This window comes from Gracilibacillus sp. Marseille-QA3620 (genome assembly GCF_054950035.1).
The window spans coordinates 1,239,708-1,260,831 of sequence record NZ_CM143102.1 but is presented as its reverse complement, the minus strand read 5'-3'; the positions used below and the strand labels follow the sequence as shown (position 1 = coordinate 1,260,831).

The window sequence follows — 21,124 nt, the reverse complement described above, 5'->3', positions numbered from 1 at the left end:
TTTATCGTCCACTTATTCACCACCAAGCTTTTTAAAAATTGTGGTCAATGTATTTTCCAAAACGAATAATCTGTAATCTTCAGAACCCTCAATATCATTTAACACCGGACCAGGGATTTGTTGCAGGGCGGCTTTTATTCGTTCTCTTAAAGAACGGCTGCGGTCATTAAGAATCTGTTCCATTGTTTCAGAACGAAACGGAAAAGAACAAACTCCACTAAAGGCAATCCTGATAAAACCTTCTATTTTTAGAGCTGCAACAGTGACTAGCGGATATCCTGTATTCCATTGTTGTCTTACTTTAATGCTAATTGACTTTGCTTCTACATAGTCTTTTTTGGTAGCTAAGCTTACTAAAAGCTCCCCTTCCTCCAGCAGTAAATACTTATTAAACATATCGTTTATCTTACTCTTTTGTAATCCAGATTCTCGGGCTGTAATACAAATACTATCAGCAAGCAAGAACGGAAGAACAGCTTCGCGATAATAGATTTGGCCGCATATATTACCGCCAAGGGTAATCGTGTTATTCGAGGTATGATCGGCTATTTCTTTTGTAACACTTGATAATAAAGGGAATGAACGGTTTTTTTCAAATTCATTTAAACGTAATGCCGCACCAATGAAGAGATGTTCTTGATCATAACGAAACAGATTACATTCCGGTATTTTTTTGATATCAATAACGGCATCTGGTTTGACTAAGTTCAATCTGCCTAAAGTGATAATTTCTGTTCCACCACTAAAATAATAAGGGTTTTTGCCTTCTTTTTTTAGATTTCGATATAATTCAACGGCTTCCTCAATCTTTACTGGTTCATAGTAATCAAAATCATAGGCGATCATTCCCCCAGCTCCTTTGCCACACTTCTCCAAATCAATTCAGGCAGTAAGGGCAATTTATTCAAAGAGGTAGATGCAGCGGTGGATAAGCCATTCGCTAATGCAGCTGGCATCCCAAGCAAACCATGTTCTCCCAGCCCTCTGGCTCCATAAGAGGCTTCTACGTGAGGAGTTTCTAGAAACCGACAAATATACTGTGGGTGCTCTCCATACCTTAATGGTCTATACGTTCTCAGCTGAGGATTTTGAACTCTCCCCCATAAATCAAAATAAAAGGTTTCCCGCCCTGCAAAGGCTATCCCCATACTCATGGCGCCCATCACTTGCCCTTCTGCCATTTTTTGATTCAATACTTTTCCAGCATCAATCACCGAAATTGCTTTTTGTATTTTATATCGATGATTAAGGGGATTGTATTCGATTTCTATCCCTTGAGCACCAACCGTCCATTCTGGTCCTGGTTTCCCAGCCCCTGTTTCCTTATCTAAAGTGGTAATGCCCGGAATGATATAACTCCCTCTCCCAATAATTTGCCCCCCAATGGCATTCCCTCCCGGATAAGAATAGCCATAGGCCAACTCTTTATAGGATAAGGCTTTAGAAGGCTCTTCCCTCCAATAAACCGTTTCATTTCCAATCTCCATATCTTCAACAGGAGCCTTCAATACAATGGAAGCAATCCTTTTCAATTGATTGATGACATCCTGACAAGCATGACTGACCGCTCTGCCTGCCATTAATGTTCCTCTGCTTGCAACGGTCTTCCAATGCTCCGGTGTGCTTTTGGTTAAGACGTCCATTTGAACAAACACTCGGGAGATATCCATTTTCAATTGATCAGCAACCATTTGTGCTAAGATTGTCTTTGTCCCTGTCCCAATCTCAACAACGCCAGAGATCACATTTACGCTCCCGTCCGGATTAAAGATAAGGATAGCGCCGGAGCTTGCATTCGGATCAATGGTGGAGTTTTTCCATATGCAGCAAATCCCTTTCGCCCTTATTTGTGTTTCACTGATTCTTTTATAATTTCCTTCCTCCCAGTTCATTAATTTCTTCAGTTCTTTTATACAACCAGGAAGATTGCCAACTGTACTTGAATTCAATTTCACTTGAGTAGGTGTCTCATCACCTGGCTTGATGGCATTTATTTGCCTCAGTTCTAGGGGGTCTATCTTTAATTTAAGGGCTAAGATATCCATTGTCCGTTCAAATGCAAATAACACCTCTGAGTGAGCAAATCCACGATAAGGTGCGGCATACGGGTGATTTGTATACATACATAAGGAATCACAATAGATATTTTCTATATGATAAGGTCCAGTGCAATCGACTGCACCGGCACGACTTAAATCTGTTGCTTTATCAGAGTATGCTCCCCCGTCCCACAAATAGGTGATTTCAGCCACCTTAAGCAGTCCATTGCGGTTAGCTCCCAGCTTAACTCTCGCTTCAAGACCGATATGTCCAGGGGAAGTCAGCATATCTTCTTCACGGCTATTGATCACCTTAACTTTCCTACCGCCAACTGCTCTTGACGCAATATACGCTAATAGTTCCAACTGGATGGATGCTTTTCCTCCATATGCACCGCCAACCAATGGGGTATGCACGGTAACTTTGCCTATTTCCACTTGAAAGTACTCACTGATTAATCGTTTAATCATAAATGGCGCCTGTGAAGAGGAATGAATGATTATTTCACCTTCGCCTGTAATTTCTGCGAGTGAGCATCTCGTTTCCATAGCCGCATGGTCGGATGGTTTAAAGGAAAAAACTTGTTCAACCGTCACTTCACTTTCCATCCACCCTTGATCTTTATTTCCCTTTCTGATTTTCGAATGGTTAGCGATATTTGTTCCTGGTATAGGGATGACATCAGGTATTTTCTTATACCCCCCTAACTGTTCGTGAAGGATTGGGGCATTATTTTCAAGTGCCTCGGTTGGAGAATTGACAACCGGCAGCGGCTTATAAATAACATGTATGAGGTCAGCAGCCGCTTTGGCAATTTTCTTAGTTTCAGCAATGACTAATGCCACAACTTCCCCGTGGTAACGAACTTTCTTAAACGCTATCGGATACCGGTCTCTTATTTCTTCCCCGGTTAAGGGTAAATCCTGACCTGTTACAATGTTGTGCACCCCAGGAACAAGCATAGCCTGACTAATGTCCACATCCTCTATCCATGCATGCGCATAGGGACTGATTACCTTTTGGACATAGAGAATATTTCCTGTATCTAAATCTGCGGTATACAGTGCTTTTCCAGTCACTTTATTCCAGGCCTCTTTGCGAATGACACTTTGACCAATCGTATCCATGGAAGTCTCCTTTATTCATTTGATTCTTCTAGGCTCATTGATTGTATATTTTGTGTCCAAAATAAATATTCATCTATCGTGTCAATATCTACAAATATCTTTCTATCCCAAAAAGGCACTAACACTCCTTCTTGCCTTTTTTCCATTAGGATTTGCTTAGCACCTTGATCTCCCTCAAGTTTATATAAATCCTTAAATAATGTTTTTGATAGCAATATCGGCGGTCTCATAGATTCATCCATTAATGGAGCAACAAATGACCTGGTATGATCTTGTTTATAAATATTGATTAATTGATTAATTATCTTAGTAGAAATAAAGGGCTGATCGGCGAGTAGAATCATAATGGCGTCTGACTGATATTCAATAGCCTTATCCAAGCCAGCTTTAATTGAATCAGATTGATTGCGCCCCTCTCCCTCTATCATGCTGACCATACATTTCTCGTCTTCAGCCGTTTTATATGGTAAGACATTCACCTGATTGGAGATGATAATAATCTCATCAAGCTGTGAGTGAATTGCTTTTTCCAAGGCCCACATTCCCAATAAATGATCTCCAAATGGCAAGGATAATTTATTCATACCCATGCGCAGACTGTGACCGGCAGCTAAATAAAGCCCAGTGATCTTCATTCCGTTTTTCTCTTTTCGTTTCGAATATGAATCAGTTCTGCAAGAATGCTAACAGCAATTTCGTATGGACCTTCAGCACCTATGGACAACCCGACTGGTGTATACACATTACTTGGTATGTTTGAATCCAGCAGCTTTTTCGAGCGTTCTTTCGTCCCCATAATTCCGATGTAATCTAGGCTCTGTCCTATCAGTTTTTGAAGGATGTTTTTATCATGTAAGAAATGATGAGTCATAAGCACAATATAATCATTTCTTTTAAACTTTATTTTTTTTATAGCCTCCAGGGGATGCGCAGTAATATATTGATCTGCCCCCGGGATGTTTTGCTTATTACATAGTGATACTCTAGAATCAATCAGTATCACGTGAAAATCACAATGGCGAGCCATGTCCACCAATGGTCTGGCATCTATTCCTGCTCCAAAGATAATCAGTCGTGTTTTAGGTTCAATCATATGTGTAAATACATATCCGGAGCCATTGGGTAGCAGTTTTTGTTCTTGAAAAGCTTCTGGCTGATGTTTAAAAGCCTTAAAAACAGTCTGTTCCAATTCATATTGGCCGTTTAAGTACTTTTGATGGATGGTATATAATCCATCATTCAAATTGGCGAGGATTTCAGTTAATCGTTGCTTCAATTCTTCATCGATGTATTCAAGAGTGAGATAGAGAATGCCATTACACCCGTTCCCAATACCCCAACCTTCAGCGTCAGCCATATCATAAATAAGAGTCATGGATTTTTTATCCTGGAATACATTTTCTGCCTGAAACATCACATCTTCTTCCAAACAACCCGGACTAATGATTCCGACAGAGGAGCCATCATTCTTAATTAACATCGTAGTGCCTTCGCCTAAATAGGCGGATCCTTTAACATGTATGACCGTTACCAAAACGCATTCCCTATCTGTTTGACTTAATTCTTTTAGAATCAGAGCAAATTGATTCATTCACTCTCTCCATTCATCCGCTTATTTTATACATTATATTTATGACTACCGAAGCATTTCATGACTTTCATTCCTGAAGACTGTTTTCGTGTTAAGTTTACCTGTGATATTCATCAATCTATCGCCAAAAGGACGTGACTGGCTCATTATCTCGACCACGCCATGGAAGGATGGAAAAATTTACGAATTGTTGAAGATTAATAATGAAAACATGATATGATTTAATCGTCTGATCATTCACTCAGTATCAGTCAAACTTCGTTTAGGGGGTAGGTATTATGACAATCAATAGAAATGTTCACTTCAAAATTCACAAGGGGATTACGACTAAATAGCCAGTATGATTAGCGTTTCCCCACCTAATCGAAAGGGGATAATGATTTGAATCAACTATTATTAATCATTGATGCTCAACAAGAATTAATAGATGGAAATCAAGAAGAAAGTGAAGTCTTTAATAAAGAATCACTCATTAAGAATATTAACTTACTGATTAAAGAAGCCATAACATTGAACGTTCCCATTGTATTTGTCAGGGATTTAGATGTTGCTGAGGGTAAAGGTAAAGGGTTTCAGGTTCACGATGAAATCAATCTGCCTGCAGATTTAAGGTTTTTTGATAAAACGGCAACGAATTCCTTCCATGGAACAGGCTTATTAGATCACTTAAAATCTCAAGAGATAAAACATATTATTATTGCAGGTTGTAAAACACAGCATTGTATAGATAGCGCAGTCAGAACAGCCACTATTAATGGTTTTGATGTTACATTGGCCGGCGATGCCCATTCAACAACAGACAGTGACTTTTTAAGCGCAAAACAAATTATCAATCATCATAATGACACTCTTCATGGACATGACAATAATGAGCACTTTTCCATTGTTAGGAATTCAGCCGAAGACTTGTTTAGTCCAACTCATGACTCATACAGGGACTAGATAAATCGCGCTATTTACCTTGCGAGAGAACAGAGAAAAGTGAGTGTTCCGATAACATCATTAAGCGAAAACTCAACTGCTTATATTTGCGTTTACGAATGTACATTTTGCAAGCTCTGTACTGAAGTGATGAAACAAATACGCACTGATTGTGGCGGTGAACTTGTTAGAAGACCAAAATAAAAAGAATATTTCTGAACTGTTTATTTTAAGATAAGCAGGGCAAGTACCCTGCTTATCTTTGCTTTGAATAATCAATCTTTTTATCTGCTTTATTCGTTAGAAAACTGCCTGTCCTTCATAATCAACACCCTTTGATCATCTAGAAGAACATTCATCATAATCAATAAAACCATGGCATATCGCCATGGTCTCACTTATCAATTCAACCGATAAAGCTCCAATAAGCGCCTTGTAAATCCAGGAATGTCCTTCGCATCATTGACAAGGGACTGGGCCAGCTTCCCTGAGTGGATAAACATGATTCGGTCACCAACCTCTGCTGCTACATCCATCATATGAGTGGAGAAAACAATCATCATGCCCTTCTTCTTCAAGGTATGAACCAATTCGACGAATTCATTTATCCAGAAAGGGTCCAGTCCATTTGTCGGTTCATCCATGATGAGCAAGTCCGGATCAGCAAGGATTGCTTGCCCAAGCAGCAAGCGCTGACGCATCCCCTTAGATAAAGCCTTAACCTGCTCGCTCCTTTTCTCTTCCAACCCTATTTGCCCCAGGACTTGTTCGATTCTGTCATCAGCCACCATACGCAAAGAGGCATAGAAACGAAGGAATTCCCAGACACTCATCTCTCCTTGCGCTAGAAATTCATCTGGCATATAGCCAATATCAGCTACATAGGCCATCTTCTCCTTCATCATCTCAATGCCATTCAATGCGACAGAGCCTGCGGTTGGCCGTGATATTCCAGCCAGAATATTCAGGATCGTGCTTTTGCCGGCTCCGTTCCCTCCGCAGAGGACAACGCATTCTCCCTCTCTCATTTGCATGGAAAAAGGATGAAGGGCATATGTTCGTTTATATTGTTTGGAAACACCGTTCACCATTAGCTTTCCGCTTAATTGGCTCTCCTTTTCTTCAGCTTCCATATAGCAAGACCTCCTAACAGCGCAATCACTGCAAACCCATAAAGAAAAATCACTCCCCAGACAATGCCTTGTTCAAATAATGGAACAAGGGAATCATAGGCAACCCCGAAGATAGAGCCCGCATTCAGCTTCGATGCGAGGAAAAAACGGGTGAATTCAGCTGGATTGAGAAACATAGCTGTCTTCATGAATGTTCCAATCATGGGATAGGGCAGTACACTCGTTATGGCAATCAGCAGAGTTGGCCATATCATGATGAGTACGAACCAAACCCCGACAGAATGGGTTAAAGCCTGCCATCTCGTTTTGACAAAGGAGCCAAGGAATAATCCAATACAAAGAAAAAAGAGAATAAGCTGGAGTGAAAATAGATAGAGTACGATCATCCATTTCAACGAGATGGAAATGCCTGTAATCAAGCCCAACAGCATACTGAGCCAATAGGCAAGCGAAAAACCAACAGCCTGAGCAGTAAACTGTCCCCCCAGCTTCCCAAAAAAGTATGAAGACATCTCAAGCGGATAGGTGCATAATAAACGCCACTGCCCATTCTCCATTTCATTGGCAATGGAAAATGACCCATAAATAAGCATAAAGAGCGGCAATATATACAGCATGATATTAACAATCGTACCCGTAATATTCGTGTAGCCAGATATGGACCCATTCGACCTTTCTAATGCAATTAAAAGGCTGATGACAAACAGCCAAAGAATGAGAATGCTGTAATAGGATTTCTGTCTTGATGTTGTTTTCCATTCAGAGCCCCAGATTGTCCACATGGATGAACCACCTCCTAAACAAACAGGCAACCAGCATTTGGCTGCCTGCATTATTACATTCAAGCTCTTTACATGTTATGATCGCCAGATTTCATTTCCTTGACCCATTTATGGTTTTCAAGGTCAGAATAGGACATTACTTTCGCAGAGTGACTGTCTGCATAATCCTTTGCATCATCTGCATCCTCAAATGAGATAACATGGAATGACATTGGTGTCTCTATCTCCATTCCATACACATATGTGGCATCCTCTTCGTCTATCCATTCCTTCGAATTGAAATCACGTACAAAGCCTTGTTCGATATTCTCATCTGGATTTTTTTCCATCCATTTGTACATACAGCCAATATCATCAAATTTCATATATTTACCATCAGCCAAGACGAGCTCAGTGGCATATTGGTCATCAGGCACTGACATATTACAGTTCAAACATATGTCTGTTTCCGGATCGATTGCTTGCGGCTCAACCTCATCTTTGCTGCAGCCTCCTAGAAACAGCAATACCCCAATTAAACAAACTGATAGTATAGATAAACCAATTCCAATCCATGTTTTTTTCATGATTTCTTCCTCCCTATCAGAAATAAACTGGCACTTACTCCAAACATTGCTGTCGCTATGGCCCATACCTGCCAAGGGCTTCCTCCCCTTGTCACTTCCATGGCTTGCGGTTTCATCAGCGGGTCCTTATCCATCAGCAAATCCCCGCTAGTGCTCTTAAGCATCTTCTGCAAAATCAACATACCGGGTGATTGAAAGAATAATTGATATTCCGGTACTTCGTCAGTCAAGGATAAGAAATATGGATCGGCTTCATAAGGCAGATCACTGTATTGATCCCCATTTACATCCACCTTCACGGCTGAATCCCAGTAATTTCCATTCACCTCATTTTGGCTGCTTTTGATGGCTTGTGCCTCGTTTAAATTCAATCGAAAATCATTTTCTGAAATAATATTATTCGCAGACTCTAGAAACTGAACCGCTATATAATTCGATAAGAAGAGATTGTCCTTCACTTCATTGGCATCAGCTTGTTCAATAAATAAGCCAATTCGGTTATTAATCAGCTGATTTTCCGCAATACGCACACCTGTAGAATCATATAACAGTAAGCCTTGTGCATGAACATTCTCATTGTTATTCTTGAACTCATTCCCTTCAATAATTCCCCCGCTTGCCCCCATTACCATTGCACCAGTAAAGCTATCAGCCACTTTATTATCTATAAGCGCAGCTTCTTCTGAATACATGATATGGAAGCCGTAATGTGACTCGCTGACCTGATTACCCGTAAAGGTGTTTCGGTCACTGTCCTCAACGTAGAATCCATCCTCCACACGTTTAATGCTATTTTCCGCAAAGACATTATCATTGGATTCGTTCAAGTCAATGGCATGCTCCCCGAACTGTCCGGTAATCGTTGTCCCTTCTATCTGTACTTGACTTGCTTGATCCATCCTGATGGCTGTCGCGCCTGTCACAATATCCAAATCAAGCAGCTTATGTCCATCACCGGTCAGTTGAACCGCTGCAACAGCTTTATCTGACGACGTCTTGATAGTCAGATTACGTACTGAAACATCTTGCCCGCTTATGGACACAGCTGTTTCTCTGCCGCTGTATTGAATTACCGCTCCTTTCTCGGCCTCAATCGCAATAGGCTTGGACAATTCAATTGGTCCTTCATATGTCCCGCTTGGAATGATCAGCTTCCCCCCGCTGGGTGTTTCATTAATTTGTTCCTGAAGGCTTGTCTCAGCGGACATTATTTCTGCCGGCAGCAGCCATAAGCCCGCCATCAAAAAGAGAATCCGCAAATAGTTCATATTACAACCCTTCCTTTTCAAAGCCACCGTACCATACTGAAATCCCATCCACACACAAACCTCTTATCCCTACTAACCTTATATTTATTTTACTAAAATAATATTTAGACAATCCAATATAATGACTTATAGAACGAATGAATTCCCAGAAGAGAAAATCACCACAAAAGACCCAGAGCCATTTAGCCCATTCTGCCTTTTTAACAACTTCCCCTTTTCCATTAAAATAAAAGGGAACTGATTCAGTCATCAGTTCCCTTTTTTTCAGAAAGGCGTTTCTTTACCTTTACTGCATGTTGATAATAAATTGATTTCGGCATTCTTCTCAATTGCTTTTCTGCATGGTCAATCTCCTTTAATGCCTCTTCCTCTCGTCCCATCTGTTCATAGCAAAGGGCACGATAGATTCCGGCAGATTGCAGCATGGCAATATCAATTGGATGAATAAGGTAATCAACTAATTTAACTTGGCTTAAAGAAATAAGCGCTTCTTCAATCCTGCCAAGACCAAACAAGGTTCTGCCCATTTCTAAATGATACAGCGGCTCTAGGAACATTCCTTCAGCTGAATATTGCTCCAGCTCTGCCATTGCACTAGCATGGTCATGCTTAATCATATTGTGGTACATCGCTCGCAGCAAAGGCATTATCTTAATCGAAGCCTCATTTTCTGTAAAGACGGCATACTGTTCTGATTTCTTAAGGAGCCGTAAGTACTCCTCCCCATCATTGTTTCGGAGTGCCTCATTTGCTGCAATCCGGTAAATATTATCCATTTGATAGTAAATATTCGTCTTATTAGCCAGTTTAATCGCACTTTTTAGCTTTTGATGTGCAGTTGTATATTCTTCAAGTGCCATAAGATCAATCGCTTCATCCAACAGCAGCTTCAATTGAAAAACCGTATCCTCTTCAAGTCCGTTTCCCGTGTATTCCTTTCGAATTCGCTCTAATGTATGATAAGACTCTTTCCAATCAAGCCATTCATCGCGGCAATATTCATGATAAGCCCAAAGGATTTTCGCGCTGTTTACATATAATCCGTTCGCCTGATAAAATTCAGCAGCCAGGTCCGCATATCTCTTTCGGTCTTTCTTTCTCAGCTTATAACCGGCTTCAGCATACAAACCGTATAGCTTTGCCAAGACCAAATCAACATCCATATTCACAGGCAATGTATCGGCAAGCCTTTGGTCAATTGTTTCATAATTGCCTTCCTCTTTCAGTGCTTCCATTTCAGATAGCAGGCCTGTGTAATCTTTCTTCTTATCTACTAAATCTGAGACTTCACATCCAAGACGGCCGGCCAAATACTCGAGTGCTGCCATAGAGGGAGCAGCTTTTCCATTTTCAATCTGGCTAAGCATTCCTTTTGTCAGGCGTTCTCCAGCCAGTTCACTTTGCGTCATTCCACGTGCCTTACGAAATTGAAGGATTTTCTCACCAAGCATTCTGCCACCTCCTTATATGGAAAATTATATAAGATAAGTTAGTTGCCAACAACGAAAAGTTTAATAATTTTAAACTTTTCGTTGACTTCCTTAATTTAGCAATCCTATAATTAGTTTAATCCAATTAAACTTCAATGGATGAAGGAGGAACAAAAGTGAATCTCGCCCTCTCTGCCGAGAAAAAGGAACGATTAGCCCAAAGAAATATCTTGTTATTTGTCATTGGAAAATTCATTTCACTATCCGGCGCCAGCATTTATTCATTTGTCATCGGGCTTTATATCTTAAAGGTCACCGGTCTTGGCACGAGTTTTGCCCTTGCCTTGGTCTGTGCCTCATTGCCGCGGATTCTATTCGGCCCGATTGCCGGCACTATTGCGGATAAGGTGAATCGAAAGATGATCATCATCGTATCTGAGGTCACGAGCGGACTATTGATGGTGTTTATTTTAATCTATGGACATTTTTTTGGACTGCCGCTCGTTTTGCTTTATTTATCCGAAGCCATTTTAGCCATCACCTCGACCTTCTTCTCAGTAACAGCCTCTTCTACGCTTGCATCTATGGCAGGTGAGCACAACATCCAAAAGGCCGGCTCTTTGAATCAATCTGCCTCTTCTCTGGCAGGGATTGTCGGGCCTCTAATTGCTGGTATTCTGTATGCATTCCTGCCAATTGACCTCATCGTATTATTAACAGCAATCACCTTTTTTGGTGCCGGCATCATCGAATACTTTATCAAGTTTAATCTCTTTGAGAACAAATCAGCTCCTGTCCAGAAGGAACGCTTTTTACACAGCCTGGCTGGAGGACTTCGCTACCTCAAGGAAAACAGTCTTCTGTTCAGCCTGCTGAAGATGGCTTTCTGGATTAACTTTTTCTTTGCCGGAATTAATGTCGCAATCCCTTATATCTTGAATACAACCTTGAATTTTTCCTCGCAGGCATATGGCACAACGGCAGCTATGGTTTCAGTCGGTGCCCTGGTTTCCTCTTTGATTATCTCGAAGCAGAAGGAACACAATCAAAAAATACGAATGATTCGTAACGGCTTCCTGCTGCTATCACTGCTGGTCATCCTGATTGGAATCCCGCCAATGCTTGGATCCGATTCTTCCATGTTTAATATCAGCTACTACCTTATCCTGCTTGGACTAATTGGTGCGTCCATCATGATAATCAATATCCCAATCATGGTTCTGATCCAGCGCACGACGCCAAACGAAATGCGCGGCCGTATCTTTGGACTTGTTGAAACGATTTCAGCGGCCATTGCCCCCCTTGGGATGATTCTATTTGGGCTATTGCTTGACTATATTCCCTCCTTTTATGTCCCATACATTACGGGCGGTGCGTTTCTTTTCATTGCTGTATTCAGTCTCAGCAAGCTCTCTGAACCAGCGGAGGCAAAACTTGCCGGATAAGCAGGAATATCAACCTTACTAACCGAAATCCTTACTAGCACCATAATCAAAGGAGGTCATTCCTTGCCGACATATACTGATTTTTCAAACAAGCAGCAGGAAATCATTACATTGTTCACGAAGGGGGCACACGCTGAATGTTCTCAATTGCTCCATGAAATGGAACACGAATTTCCACTTATGCTAGATAAGCTTGCCTTTTGGAAGGCAAGTCTCCAGCTGGCGGAAGGGAAGAAAAAAGAGGCTATCATGACCTTGCAGCAAGCTTTTGACAAAGGATATTGGATTAATCCTGATATGTTTCATATGGATGATGAATTTAAAGCTCTCGAGCACTCGGCCGATTTCAAAGAATTAATTCGTCAATTTGATGAGGCACTCGCCAGAAAGAAAGCATCCTCAAGAGCGCTTATATTGGAGAAAGGAAATCCGGAGGCTAAAACAGGAATCTATGCCTTACATATGAGATACTCGAATGCTGAGATTTTTTCGGAAGTGTTTCTGACTCCTGAAACCGCAAAACAATACGCCTTTGGGTTTGCCCAATCCTCTCAAGCGACAGGCAGTCATGCTTATGTATGGGATGATGAAAAACAGGCGAAAGCAGATATCGAAGAAACGTTAAGCCTGTTTCAAAAAAATCATCCAATTAATGATTTGATTATTGCAGGCGGCTCACAAGGAGGAAAGCTCGCAGTTGAACTTGGATTAACCCATCCTTCTGTCAAAGGATTTATTGCTGTCATCCCTTACATAAAAGAAATGACTGTGATGGAAAAACTAGCAAAGGCCCACGTAAATGATGCAAAAGGTGTAATCATCGCTGGTGAGCAGGATGCTGCCTATGGGCAAACCGTAAAGCTTGTACAGCTATTAGAAGATCATCACATCCCGCATAAATTCATGTCTATTAAAGGAATGGGACACACAATTCCAGAGGATTTCACCAAATATCTTAAGGAAGCAGTCGACTATATCTTAAAATAATGAAAAAAGGAGCAGAGTGATATAAACTGGTACCCCTGTCAAGGACACATTAAAAAAAGAGACTAAGCTACGAGAAGATGATTCCTAAATTGAACAGGGGTCATCTTCTTTAAGTTCCATTGATAACGGTCATGATTATAGTAATTGATGTAGTGCTTTATTTTGGCCTTTAGTTCATTCAGTGTCTGGCAAGATCGATAATCGACTTCATCTTTGAGGTGCCCAAAGAACGATTCCTGAGGGGCATTGTCCCAACAGTTTCCCCGGCGAGACATGGATTGTCCCAATCCATATTTCTTCAATAATTTTTGATAACGAGGACTTGTGTAATGGCTTCCTTGATCGGAGTGGATAAACGCATCCTTGTCTAATTTTACTTTCTTGTTGTTCATTAACTTATGGATCGTCTGCGTGGCGATATCCAATGTAATTCGGTCTGAAACATGGTAAACGAGGATTTCGTTCGTCGAGGCATCTTTTATGGTCGACAAATAAGCCATCTGTCTTCCGGCATATGGCAAATAGGTGATATCTGTTAATAGTACTTTACCAGGAACTCCTTGTTTGAATTCTCGGTTCAACTTGTTTGGAACGACCTGGTGTTCCTTAGTGGCTTTGGCGATTTTCCTATAAGGATTTGACCTCCTGTGAGGACAGACAATCCCATATTTCCTCATGATTCGTTGAATCTTTTTTCGACTAAAGTGGACTCCATACTTATTTTCTAATACCATCTTAATGGAGCGAGACCCCTTCTTATACCCGCGTCGTTTAAACGCTTTTAAAATGAGCTCTTTCGCTTCTAAATCTAATTGTTCTCTTGCTTTACGGACCTCAAAAGCCTTTAAGTAACTGTAGTAACCCGAACGGGATACGCCTAAGAGGGCACAAAAGTATGCCGTCAATCGCTTGAATGAATGTTGTTCCAAGGTCTCATAAATCAGCTGATAGATTCTATTTGGAGCGAGGTTTTGACTTTCGTTTAACAGCCTCCTTTCGGTCATTTCTAGCTTTTTTAATAGCTCTATTTGTCCTTCCAACAGCTTAATTTGAGCTTCTTGGCGTTTAATCACTTCAGATGGTGAGAGTTCCCGTTTTAACGGCCTTCCAGATGCCGTTTTCCTTGAATCCGTGAGTCCAAGTAACCCATTGGTTTCATAGGCTTTCTTCCACCTATAGGCCGATTGTTCGATTCGCTTCATTCCAATGAGGTCGACATCAAAACCGCCCTCCATAAAAATTTGCCGGGGAAGCTTTCCCGTCATATACTCATCAATAAATCTATTTTTAAATGCATCTGTATAGGTGATGGATCGCTCGCTGACACGTTGTACATTTGGGTTTTTTTGAAGTAGTTTAATCTCTCTAGATGTAAATGTAATCTTACTCATGGTATCCCCTTGTATCTTATTTCATGACCTCTAGTATATAAGAAAACCTGTAGCTAGGACACTCTTTTTCAAGTGTCCTAACTACAGGTACCAGTTTAATAACTGCTCCTTTTCTTTCTCTTATCGATGGACGATGGAATACAAATGATAGCCCCCGTCTAGATTCTTCACGCTTATTCCATTGCCTTCAAGGATACGTGCAGCTAAGTAGCCGCGCATGCCCACTTGGCAGGTAACATACAAGTCTTTGTCCTGTGGAATTTCATCGAGGCGGCCGCGGAGTTCATCAATCGGGATGTTCACTGAGCCTTTAATAGCGCCCTTAGCTACTTCTCCTGGAGAACGAACATCTAGTAAATATCCTCCGTTAGCGACAATCTCGTCGATTTCATGCCATTGAACCGTTTCAGCCATACCTTCCATAATATTGGTGGCGGCATATCCAGCCATATTGACCGGATCTTTTGCTGAAGAATAAGGCGGCGCATAGGCAATCTCGATATCCGGCAAATCAAGAACCGTCATATTGCCCTTAATAGCTGTCGCGATAACATCAATTCGCTTATCAACCCCATCTTTACCAACAGCTTGTGCGCCGTAAATCCGCCCGCTCTCCTTGTCGAAGATCAGCTTTAAATTAATTTGGGCTGCACCTGGATAATAGCCCGCATGACTGTTTGGCGTCACATGAACGACCTCATACGGCACTCCCTGTCTTTTCAACATCTTTTCATTGCTGCCGGTTGAAGCGACAGATAGGTCGAACACTTTGGCAATGGATGTTCCGAGAGTTCCATTGTAGACCGCCTCTTTCCCATGAATATGGTCAGCAACCAATCGTCCTTGACGGTTAGCCGGCCAAGCCAGCGGGATATAAGTATCGGTACCATGGATATAATCCTTCACTTCAATCACGTCACCGACAGCATAAATGGATGGGTCAGAGGTTTGCATATGCTCATTGACTTTAATCGCGCCATTTCTCCCAACCTCAAGACCTGCTTCCTTGGCAATCATGCTTTCCGGTTTCACGCCGATAGCAAGCAAGATCATATCGGCATCGAGTTCTTTTCCACTATCTAAACGAACCTTCTTTCCTCCATCCAAAATGGCGGATACATTCTCTTCAAGAAGGAGATGAACGCCCTTTTCACGCAGGTGAGCATGGACAATTTGAGCCATTTCATAATCAATCGGAGCCATCACTTGGCTGCTCTTATCAACAATGGTCACGTCTACTCCGCGCTCATGCAGGTTCTCCGCAATCTCAAGGCCAATGAAGCCTCCGCCAATGACAACCGCCTTCTCAGGTTTCTCCCTATCAACCTTCTCTTTAATTCGATCGGTATCAGGAATATTCCTCAACGTGTAAACATTATTCGCATCACTAATCCCTTCAATTGGGGGCTTGATTGGACTTGCACCTGGAGAAAGGATTAATACATCATAGGACTCTGTATATTCTTCGCCTGTAGCAACTTTTCTTGCCGTAACGGTTTTATCCTCGCGATTGATCTGAATAATCTCTGTCCAATTACGGATATCAAGATTAAAACGAGTACCCATACCCTCCACCGTTTGGACGAGCAATTTATTACGATTTTGGATGACTTCCCCGACATAATACGGCAGGCCGCAGTTGGCGAATGAAATGTATTCTCCTTTTTCAAACATGATGATTTCATCTTTCTCACTAAGACGGCGTAAACGTGCTGCTGCTGATGCACCGCCTGCCACCCCTCCGACAATTAGGATCTTCATCTCGTTTCCTCCTCATGATAGGTCTATAGCTAGAAGTTTAATATACCCCCATAGGTATGTCAATTGAAGTTTTATGTCTATTTTATGTCCACCAAAATTATATCATTGTATCCCGCAAAACATAAAATATTGACTGAATTGTCTATCGAAATAAGCCAAAAAAAATCATGAAGAACCAGATGATCATCTGATTCTTCATGACAATTGATTTGTTATTCTGTGTCAACGGAAACAGCCGCTTCCCGATAGGAATGCTGGATTCTCGCTGCTTCCTTTTGATTCTTAGGTACGTGGCGGTAGAATAAGATTCCACTTGCAAGCAGGATGACCCCAAATAGGAAGGTTTCAAAGTCAGCCGTTCCTTTCACGATGACCCAGATGGAGTATCCCGTTGCCAGAAGCCCGATTAATCCATCGATAATTCGTGAACGGTTGTCATTGGCTTTATACGTATCCCCTGTCCAAACTAATTTCAACTGGAAGGTAGAAGAGATTAAATAAGGCACCAAGTAAGACAAGGTTGCAATATAGATAATGAAATCAAAGGCAGAGGCAATAGAGTTTGATATGGTCGAGAAGATGAACAACTGACCTAGTCCATTTGAAACCAGCATTGAAAATGCCGGTACCCCATTTTTATTTTCCTTCATGAAAGCCGGGATAAAAAGACCCTGCTTCGCTGCTTGATGCGGAATCTCAGCGCTTAAGAGCACCCAGCCAATTGTTGAACCGAAGAGGCTGATCAAGCCAATGGCTGCGAGTGCCTTTCCGCCGATTGGCCCGAGTACTCCTGTAATTGCATCGATCAATGGCTTATCAGAGGCAAGCAAAGCATCCTGAGTAAGCATACCCATTACGAGTGTGCTGATGCCCATGTAGATGGCAAGAGCAATCAAAAGACCGACAATGGTCGCTGCCTTCACGTCAGATTTCCGTTTTGCCCGATTGGCAAAAACAATGGCAGATTCAACCCCGACAAATGCCCAAAGGGTCGAAACAGCCGCCAAATTCACTTGGCCTAGAAGCCCATGGCTGACGCCGCTGCTATCTGCCTTCATTTCGACAAACGGCAGGATATTCGCTTTCTCAAAGGCAAATAAGCCGATGATGATAAATAAGCCAAAGCCAATCACTTTTCCCGCTGTTGCAATGAAGTTCAGTTTACCAGCATGATTAATGCCTGTCATGATGATGTAGTGAACGCCCCATAGCATAATTGTACAAACAAGGAATGTAAGAGCGTTTCCGACCCTAAGCGTAAAGTCCCCGACTGTCAACAAGACAGCCTGACTGGTCAAAATCGGGAAAAACGTAGATAAATATCCTGCAAACGTTGTTATAATGGCAATATTCCCCGCAAAGTTACCTATCCAATAGCCCCATGTGGCCATGAAGCCTGATAGCTTCGACGCAGTTGAATCCTCTTTAAAGAGCTCCTTCGCATAAATTTGCGGTCCTCCGGTTAAATGCGGCTTCCGGATTGCTAAATTCCCGAAGACAAGCGCAATCGTCAAGACACCAAGTCCCGTTAAGCCCCAAGCCATAATGACGCCGGCAGGACTTGCAACCTCTGCCAAGGTACGAGGAAGCATAAAGATTCCTGAGCCTACCATATTCCCGACCACAAAGGCCGTTAAAATCCAAAATCCAAGCTGTTTATTCTGTGTCACTGGTCATTCCCCTTCCAAAACTGATGTTCTCCAATTCAGATTATCCATGTTTTGGCCCAAATGAGATGTGAACTTTCTTTAGTCGGCAAGCTATGTAGGAAGACAAGCGTAATCTAGCAATCTTTCCATTCATAGCGTCAAATAAAACAAAAAACACACCCTTTTGGAGCAGGTGTGCTTAAAAAAAGATTCACACCAGACAAAAACGGATAGTTCTCCATGGGAGCATGAAGTATGTATTCCCATGACAGTCCTGCACCTATTCGGCTGCAGTCCCAGCTGCCATTCTCGGAAAAGAACAGCGCTTCGGCGATAGTTCCTTTCCGCTAGCGTCATCAAGCTTTCCGGCTCTTGTTACTAGCGTACTGATAAATATCGCGACCTCTACCTCATCTTTTCTGATGAGGATTTGTATAATTATTCACTTGTGTAGGTAAAGGATACTATTTAGCAACATAGACTGTCAACAGAAGTCTTTCAAAAAGGAAATAGAAAGACTATTCAATTAGTTTGTTTGCCCATTTATTCTGAAATTCGGTAATGCTTGTGTACTCCTCCTCCAGCTTGCGATAGATACTGATGTAGATAGGAATTAAATCCTCATAGATTTGCACATGCTGCTCAATCGGTTTATGAACATGGGTTGTTCCGACAAGACTTTTCACAACAGCGAAATCCTCAATCTCTCCGAGGGCGTAGCGGCCAAGCACAACCGCGCCGAGGCAGGAGCTCTCAAAGCTTTCTGGCACTTCGACCTCCTGATTAAAGATATCGGCGAGCATTTGCCTCCATAAAGGAGAGCGGGCAAAGCCTCCTGTTGCTCTTATCTTCTCAGGCACTCCTATCAATTCCTGTAAGGCTAATAAAACCGTATACAGATTAAGGATTACTCCTTCGAGTACCGCACGGACCATATGCTCCTTCTTATGATGCATACCAAGACCAAAGAATGATCCGCGGGCATCTGGATTCCAAAGCGGAGCCCTTTCCCCAGCCAAATATGGATGGAAAAGAAGCCCTTCAGCTCCCGGGGCCACTCTTTCGGCAATCTTGGTCAAAACCTCGTAGGAGTCTATCCCAAGCCGTCTCGCTGTTTCTACCTCTGCTGAAGCAAGCTCATCCCGAAGCCAGCGGAAGGTCATTCCCCCATTATTCACGGGTCCCCCAATCACCCAGTGCTTGTCTGTCAAAGCATAGCAGAATATACGTCCTTTCTCATCTGTCACCGGCCGGCCTGTCACCGTACGAATTGCCCCGCTTGTGCCAATAGTCACGGCGACAATACCCGGGTCAATCGCATTCACGCCAAGATTAGAGAGTACACCATCACTCGCGCCAATCACAAAAGTCGTATGAACCGAGAGCCCCATTTCCTCCGCATATTGAGGCTTCATCCCAGCTGCATACCAAGTAGTCGGAACAGGGTGTGACAAATGTTCTCTCGTGATTCCTGCCACACGCAAGGCCTCCTCATCCCAATCTAAATCTGCTAATGAGAATAGACCCGTTGCGGAAGCAACAGAATGATCAATCACAAACTGAGAGAATAATTTATGGAACACATATTCCTTGATGGAAATATATTTATGCGCCCCTGCCGCAATATCTGGGCAATCATGCGTCAGCCAAGCAATCTTCGCAAGAGGGGACATCGGATGAACCGGGGTGCCTGTCCTCTTATAGATCTCATGTCCATTCCATTCATTCTTAATCTTATCTGACCACGTTTTTGCACGGCTGTCTGCCCATGTAATACAGGCCGTTATAGGTAGTCCTCTCTCATCAACTGCAATAATACTATGCATGGCAGAGCTGAAGCTGACAAAACGGATTTCTTCAGCCCTTGCTCTACTCTTATCGACAACACCTTTGATTGCCTTAACCACTGCTTGGAAGATCTCTTCGGGGTCCTGCTCAGCAATCATTGGTGAAGGACTATGTAGCGGATATTCTACATGACTAATACAATGAACCTTTGTCTCTTTGGTGAACAGAACAGCCTTAGTAGAAGTTGTCCCAATATCGACCCCAATATAAAACATCATGAATCCCCTCATTTCCACTAATAATCACTCTCATAATAGAGAATATTGTATATGGTAATACTGCTGATAGACAATGTAATTTTGGAGGCTCAACCAATGAAGAAACAGCTGCTGACCAGCTTTGCATCCATTTTTCTCTTAACCCCTCTCTCAGGGGCAAATATGCCTTTAGAGCATACACAAATCATTCACGCGGCAGCCCTTACCCAAGCAGTGAAGGTCGGACAGCCCGCTCCGGACATTTCCCTTCTAACCATCTCTGGTAAACAGGTCCGCCTGTCCGATTATCTCGGACAAAAGGTCGTAATCAACTTTTGGGCCTCATGGTGCCCTCCGTGCCGCGAGGAAATGCCCGCATTGGAAGATTATTTTAAATCCAACAAACAAAATGCCAGCCTTTTAAGCATTAATATGACCAACGCAGAGAAAAGCGTTGATGATGTCCACAATTTTATCAAGAGAGATAAGCTGACCTTTCCCATTCTCTTAGATACGAAAGGAAAAACGGGTGAAGCTTATCAAATCCTCACCCTGCCAACAAGTTTTTTTATTGATTCGAGCGGAATAATCCGAAAGAAATGGATTGGCCCATTAGATAAGAATACCCTTGAATCTATCCTGGCAACGATTAAGTAAGTTTGCTCTATACCCCCATCTTACAAAAAAAAACATAAAATAGACATTTTTTTACTTATATTCTCTCTAAATTCATAGTACAATAGAGAACAAAATCAGTTTGATATTTTTAAGGGGTGTTGCAAATGAGAACTTACCAGCTGTTAATCTCTGTCATGCTTATTATGATTAGCGTCTTTTCCGTCAAGAATCTCATTACTGGCCAATGGGACATCCAATATGCCATGCTAAACGGCGGGATGGCCATCATCGTTCTCGGTATCTATACAGGATACATGAAATATTTACAAGAACAAGAATCCAATTAAACCTTTTATGCTGATTTGACTAG

20 protein-coding genes and 1 riboswitch are annotated in these 21,124 nt (G+C 42.1%); of the genes, 6 read left to right on the top strand and 14 right to left on the bottom strand.

Annotation, left to right across the window (positions count from 1 at the left end; all coding sequences use genetic code 11):
- Positions 1-12: 12 nt before the first annotated feature.
- The 4 genes from ACY8DX_RS06410 to ACY8DX_RS06395 are packed head-to-tail and all read right to left on the bottom strand — an operon-like array spanning position 13 to position 4,758.
- Positions 13-846, bottom strand: a complete 834-nt coding sequence (locus tag ACY8DX_RS06410; protein ID WP_462406427.1) for an FAD binding domain-containing protein — start codon at positions 844-846, stop codon at positions 13-15.
- On the bottom strand, positions 843-3,167 hold the full coding sequence (locus ACY8DX_RS06405) for a xanthine dehydrogenase family protein molybdopterin-binding subunit (RefSeq protein WP_462406426.1): 2,325 nt from the start codon (positions 3,165-3,167) through the stop codon (positions 843-845). The genes ACY8DX_RS06410 and ACY8DX_RS06405 overlap by 4 nt, the downstream gene beginning before the upstream one ends.
- A gap of 11 nt (positions 3,168-3,178) precedes the next feature.
- Positions 3,179-3,802: a nucleotidyltransferase family protein gene (locus ACY8DX_RS06400; protein WP_462406425.1), complete on the bottom strand. Its 624-nt coding sequence runs from the start codon at positions 3,800-3,802 to the stop codon at positions 3,179-3,181.
- Positions 3,799-4,758 (bottom strand): XdhC family protein, encoded by a 960-nt coding sequence (locus ACY8DX_RS06395; protein WP_462406424.1) that lies wholly within the window; start codon positions 4,756-4,758, stop codon positions 3,799-3,801. Before ACY8DX_RS06395 ends, ACY8DX_RS06400 begins: the two co-directional genes overlap by 4 nt.
- A gap of 381 nt (positions 4,759-5,139) precedes the next feature.
- Here ACY8DX_RS06395 and ACY8DX_RS06390 point away from each other — a divergent pair, with 381 nt between their 5' ends.
- The gene (locus tag ACY8DX_RS06390) at positions 5,140-5,700 is read left to right on the top strand and encodes a cysteine hydrolase family protein (RefSeq protein ID WP_049671623.1); all 561 of its coding nucleotides are present in this window, start codon (positions 5,140-5,142) and stop codon (positions 5,698-5,700) included.
- A gap of 39 nt (positions 5,701-5,739) precedes the next feature.
- Positions 5,740-5,883, top strand: coding sequence for a DUF1272 domain-containing protein (locus tag ACY8DX_RS06385; RefSeq protein WP_462406423.1), 144 nt, complete (start codon positions 5,740-5,742; stop codon positions 5,881-5,883).
- 197 nt (positions 5,884-6,080) lie between these two features.
- Here the strand turns inward: ACY8DX_RS06385 and ACY8DX_RS06380 are convergent, their stop codons facing one another.
- From ACY8DX_RS06380 to ACY8DX_RS06355, 6 genes are all read right to left on the bottom strand, one after another.
- Positions 6,081-6,812 carry an ABC transporter ATP-binding protein gene (locus ACY8DX_RS06380; protein WP_049671624.1) on the bottom strand — a complete coding sequence of 244 codons (732 nt, stop codon included), beginning with the start codon at positions 6,810-6,812 and terminating at the stop codon, positions 6,081-6,083.
- On the bottom strand, positions 6,782-7,594 hold the full coding sequence (locus tag ACY8DX_RS06375; protein WP_049671625.1) for an ABC transporter permease: 813 nt from the start codon (positions 7,592-7,594) through the stop codon (positions 6,782-6,784). Before ACY8DX_RS06375 ends, ACY8DX_RS06380 begins: the two co-directional genes overlap by 31 nt.
- 68 nt (positions 7,595-7,662) lie before the next feature.
- On the bottom strand, positions 7,663-8,160 hold the full coding sequence (locus ACY8DX_RS06370; protein WP_462406422.1) for a nitrous oxide reductase accessory protein NosL: 498 nt from the start codon (positions 8,158-8,160) through the stop codon (positions 7,663-7,665).
- Complete coding sequence (locus ACY8DX_RS06365; RefSeq protein WP_439802824.1) at positions 8,157-9,428, bottom strand: right-handed parallel beta-helix repeat-containing protein; 1,272 nt, start codon at positions 9,426-9,428, stop codon at positions 8,157-8,159. The genes ACY8DX_RS06370 and ACY8DX_RS06365 overlap by 4 nt, the downstream gene beginning before the upstream one ends.
- Position 9,429: 1 nt before the next feature.
- Entirely contained in the window at positions 9,430-9,678 is a 249-nt protein-coding gene (locus tag ACY8DX_RS06360; protein ID WP_462406421.1) for a hypothetical protein, read from the bottom strand.
- Complete coding sequence (locus tag ACY8DX_RS06355; RefSeq protein WP_462406420.1) at positions 9,671-10,879, bottom strand: helix-turn-helix domain-containing protein; 1,209 nt, start codon at positions 10,877-10,879, stop codon at positions 9,671-9,673. The genes ACY8DX_RS06360 and ACY8DX_RS06355 overlap by 8 nt, the downstream gene beginning before the upstream one ends.
- A gap of 155 nt (positions 10,880-11,034) precedes the next feature.
- Here ACY8DX_RS06355 and ACY8DX_RS06350 point away from each other — a divergent pair, with 155 nt between their 5' ends.
- Both ACY8DX_RS06350 and ACY8DX_RS06345 read left to right on the top strand, forming a co-directional pair.
- Complete coding sequence (locus ACY8DX_RS06350; RefSeq protein ID WP_462406419.1) at positions 11,035-12,303, top strand: MFS transporter; 1,269 nt, start codon at positions 11,035-11,037, stop codon at positions 12,301-12,303.
- A 63-nt stretch (positions 12,304-12,366) separates the two neighbouring features.
- Positions 12,367-13,290, top strand: coding sequence for a serine aminopeptidase domain-containing protein (locus ACY8DX_RS06345; protein WP_462406418.1), 924 nt, complete (start codon positions 12,367-12,369; stop codon positions 13,288-13,290).
- A gap of 62 nt (positions 13,291-13,352) precedes the next feature.
- Here the strand turns inward: ACY8DX_RS06345 and ACY8DX_RS06340 are convergent, their stop codons facing one another.
- From ACY8DX_RS06340 to gntK, 4 genes are all read right to left on the bottom strand, one after another.
- Entirely contained in the window at positions 13,353-14,681 is a 1,329-nt protein-coding gene (locus tag ACY8DX_RS06340) for an IS3 family transposase (protein WP_049672034.1), read from the bottom strand.
- Positions 14,682-14,801: 120 nt separating this feature from the next.
- Positions 14,802-16,442: a CoA-disulfide reductase gene (gene cdr, locus ACY8DX_RS06335; protein WP_462406417.1), complete on the bottom strand. Its 1,641-nt coding sequence runs from the start codon at positions 16,440-16,442 to the stop codon at positions 14,802-14,804.
- Between the two features lie 212 nt (positions 16,443-16,654).
- Complete coding sequence (locus ACY8DX_RS06330) at positions 16,655-18,112, bottom strand: amino acid permease (RefSeq protein WP_049671633.1); 1,458 nt, start codon at positions 18,110-18,112, stop codon at positions 16,655-16,657.
- 202 nt (positions 18,113-18,314) lie between these two features.
- Positions 18,315-18,507: riboswitch (Lysine riboswitch) on the bottom strand.
- Between the two features lie 102 nt (positions 18,508-18,609).
- The gene (gene gntK / locus ACY8DX_RS06325; RefSeq protein WP_462406416.1) at positions 18,610-20,157 is read right to left on the bottom strand and encodes a gluconokinase; all 1,548 of its coding nucleotides are present in this window, start codon (positions 20,155-20,157) and stop codon (positions 18,610-18,612) included.
- A gap of 96 nt (positions 20,158-20,253) precedes the next feature.
- Between gntK and ACY8DX_RS06320 the strand changes: the two genes are divergently transcribed.
- Together ACY8DX_RS06320 and ACY8DX_RS06315 are read left to right on the top strand one after the other, a co-directional pair.
- On the top strand, positions 20,254-20,793 hold the full coding sequence (locus tag ACY8DX_RS06320) for a peroxiredoxin family protein (protein ID WP_462406415.1): 540 nt from the start codon (positions 20,254-20,256) through the stop codon (positions 20,791-20,793).
- A gap of 125 nt (positions 20,794-20,918) precedes the next feature.
- Positions 20,919-21,101: a hypothetical protein gene (locus ACY8DX_RS06315; protein WP_049671635.1), complete on the top strand. Its 183-nt coding sequence runs from the start codon at positions 20,919-20,921 to the stop codon at positions 21,099-21,101.
- Positions 21,102-21,124 lie beyond the last annotated feature (23 nt).

What these genes read in the sequence shown, in the direction of transcription:
- ACY8DX_RS06410 (WP_462406427.1), bottom strand. Translation starts at nt 846, where the DNA reads ATGATCGCCTATGATTTTGATTACTATGAACCAGTAAAGATTGAGGAA.
- ACY8DX_RS06405 (WP_462406426.1), bottom strand. Translation starts at nt 3,167, where the DNA reads ATGGATACGATTGGTCAAAGTGTCATTCGCAAAGAGGCCTGGAATAAA.
- ACY8DX_RS06400 (WP_462406425.1), bottom strand. Translation starts at nt 3,802, where the DNA reads ATGAAGATCACTGGGCTTTATTTAGCTGCCGGTCACAGTCTGCGCATG.
- ACY8DX_RS06395 (WP_462406424.1), bottom strand. Translation starts at nt 4,758, where the DNA reads ATGAATCAATTTGCTCTGATTCTAAAAGAATTAAGTCAAACAGATAGG.
- ACY8DX_RS06380 (WP_049671624.1), bottom strand. Translation starts at nt 6,812, where the DNA reads ATGGAAGCTGAAGAAAAGGAGAGCCAATTAAGCGGAAAGCTAATGGTG.
- ACY8DX_RS06375 (WP_049671625.1), bottom strand. Translation starts at nt 7,594, where the DNA reads ATGTGGACAATCTGGGGCTCTGAATGGAAAACAACATCAAGACAGAAA.
- ACY8DX_RS06370 (WP_462406422.1), bottom strand. Translation starts at nt 8,160, where the DNA reads ATGAAAAAAACATGGATTGGAATTGGTTTATCTATACTATCAGTTTGT.
- ACY8DX_RS06365 (WP_439802824.1), bottom strand. Translation starts at nt 9,428, where the DNA reads ATGAACTATTTGCGGATTCTCTTTTTGATGGCGGGCTTATGGCTGCTG.
- ACY8DX_RS06360 (WP_462406421.1), bottom strand. Translation starts at nt 9,678, where the DNA reads ATGACTGAATCAGTTCCCTTTTATTTTAATGGAAAAGGGGAAGTTGTT.
- ACY8DX_RS06355 (WP_462406420.1), bottom strand. Translation starts at nt 10,879, where the DNA reads ATGCTTGGTGAGAAAATCCTTCAATTTCGTAAGGCACGTGGAATGACG.
- ACY8DX_RS06340 (WP_049672034.1), bottom strand. Translation starts at nt 14,681, where the DNA reads ATGAGTAAGATTACATTTACATCTAGAGAGATTAAACTACTTCAAAAA.
- cdr (WP_462406417.1), bottom strand. Translation starts at nt 16,442, where the DNA reads ATGAAGATCCTAATTGTCGGAGGGGTGGCAGGCGGTGCATCAGCAGCA.
- gntK (WP_462406416.1), bottom strand. Translation starts at nt 20,157, where the DNA reads ATGATGTTTTATATTGGGGTCGATATTGGGACAACTTCTACTAAGGCT.
- ACY8DX_RS06320 (WP_462406415.1), top strand. Translation starts at nt 20,254, where the DNA reads ATGAAGAAACAGCTGCTGACCAGCTTTGCATCCATTTTTCTCTTAACC.
- ACY8DX_RS06315 (WP_049671635.1), top strand. Translation starts at nt 20,919, where the DNA reads ATGAGAACTTACCAGCTGTTAATCTCTGTCATGCTTATTATGATTAGC.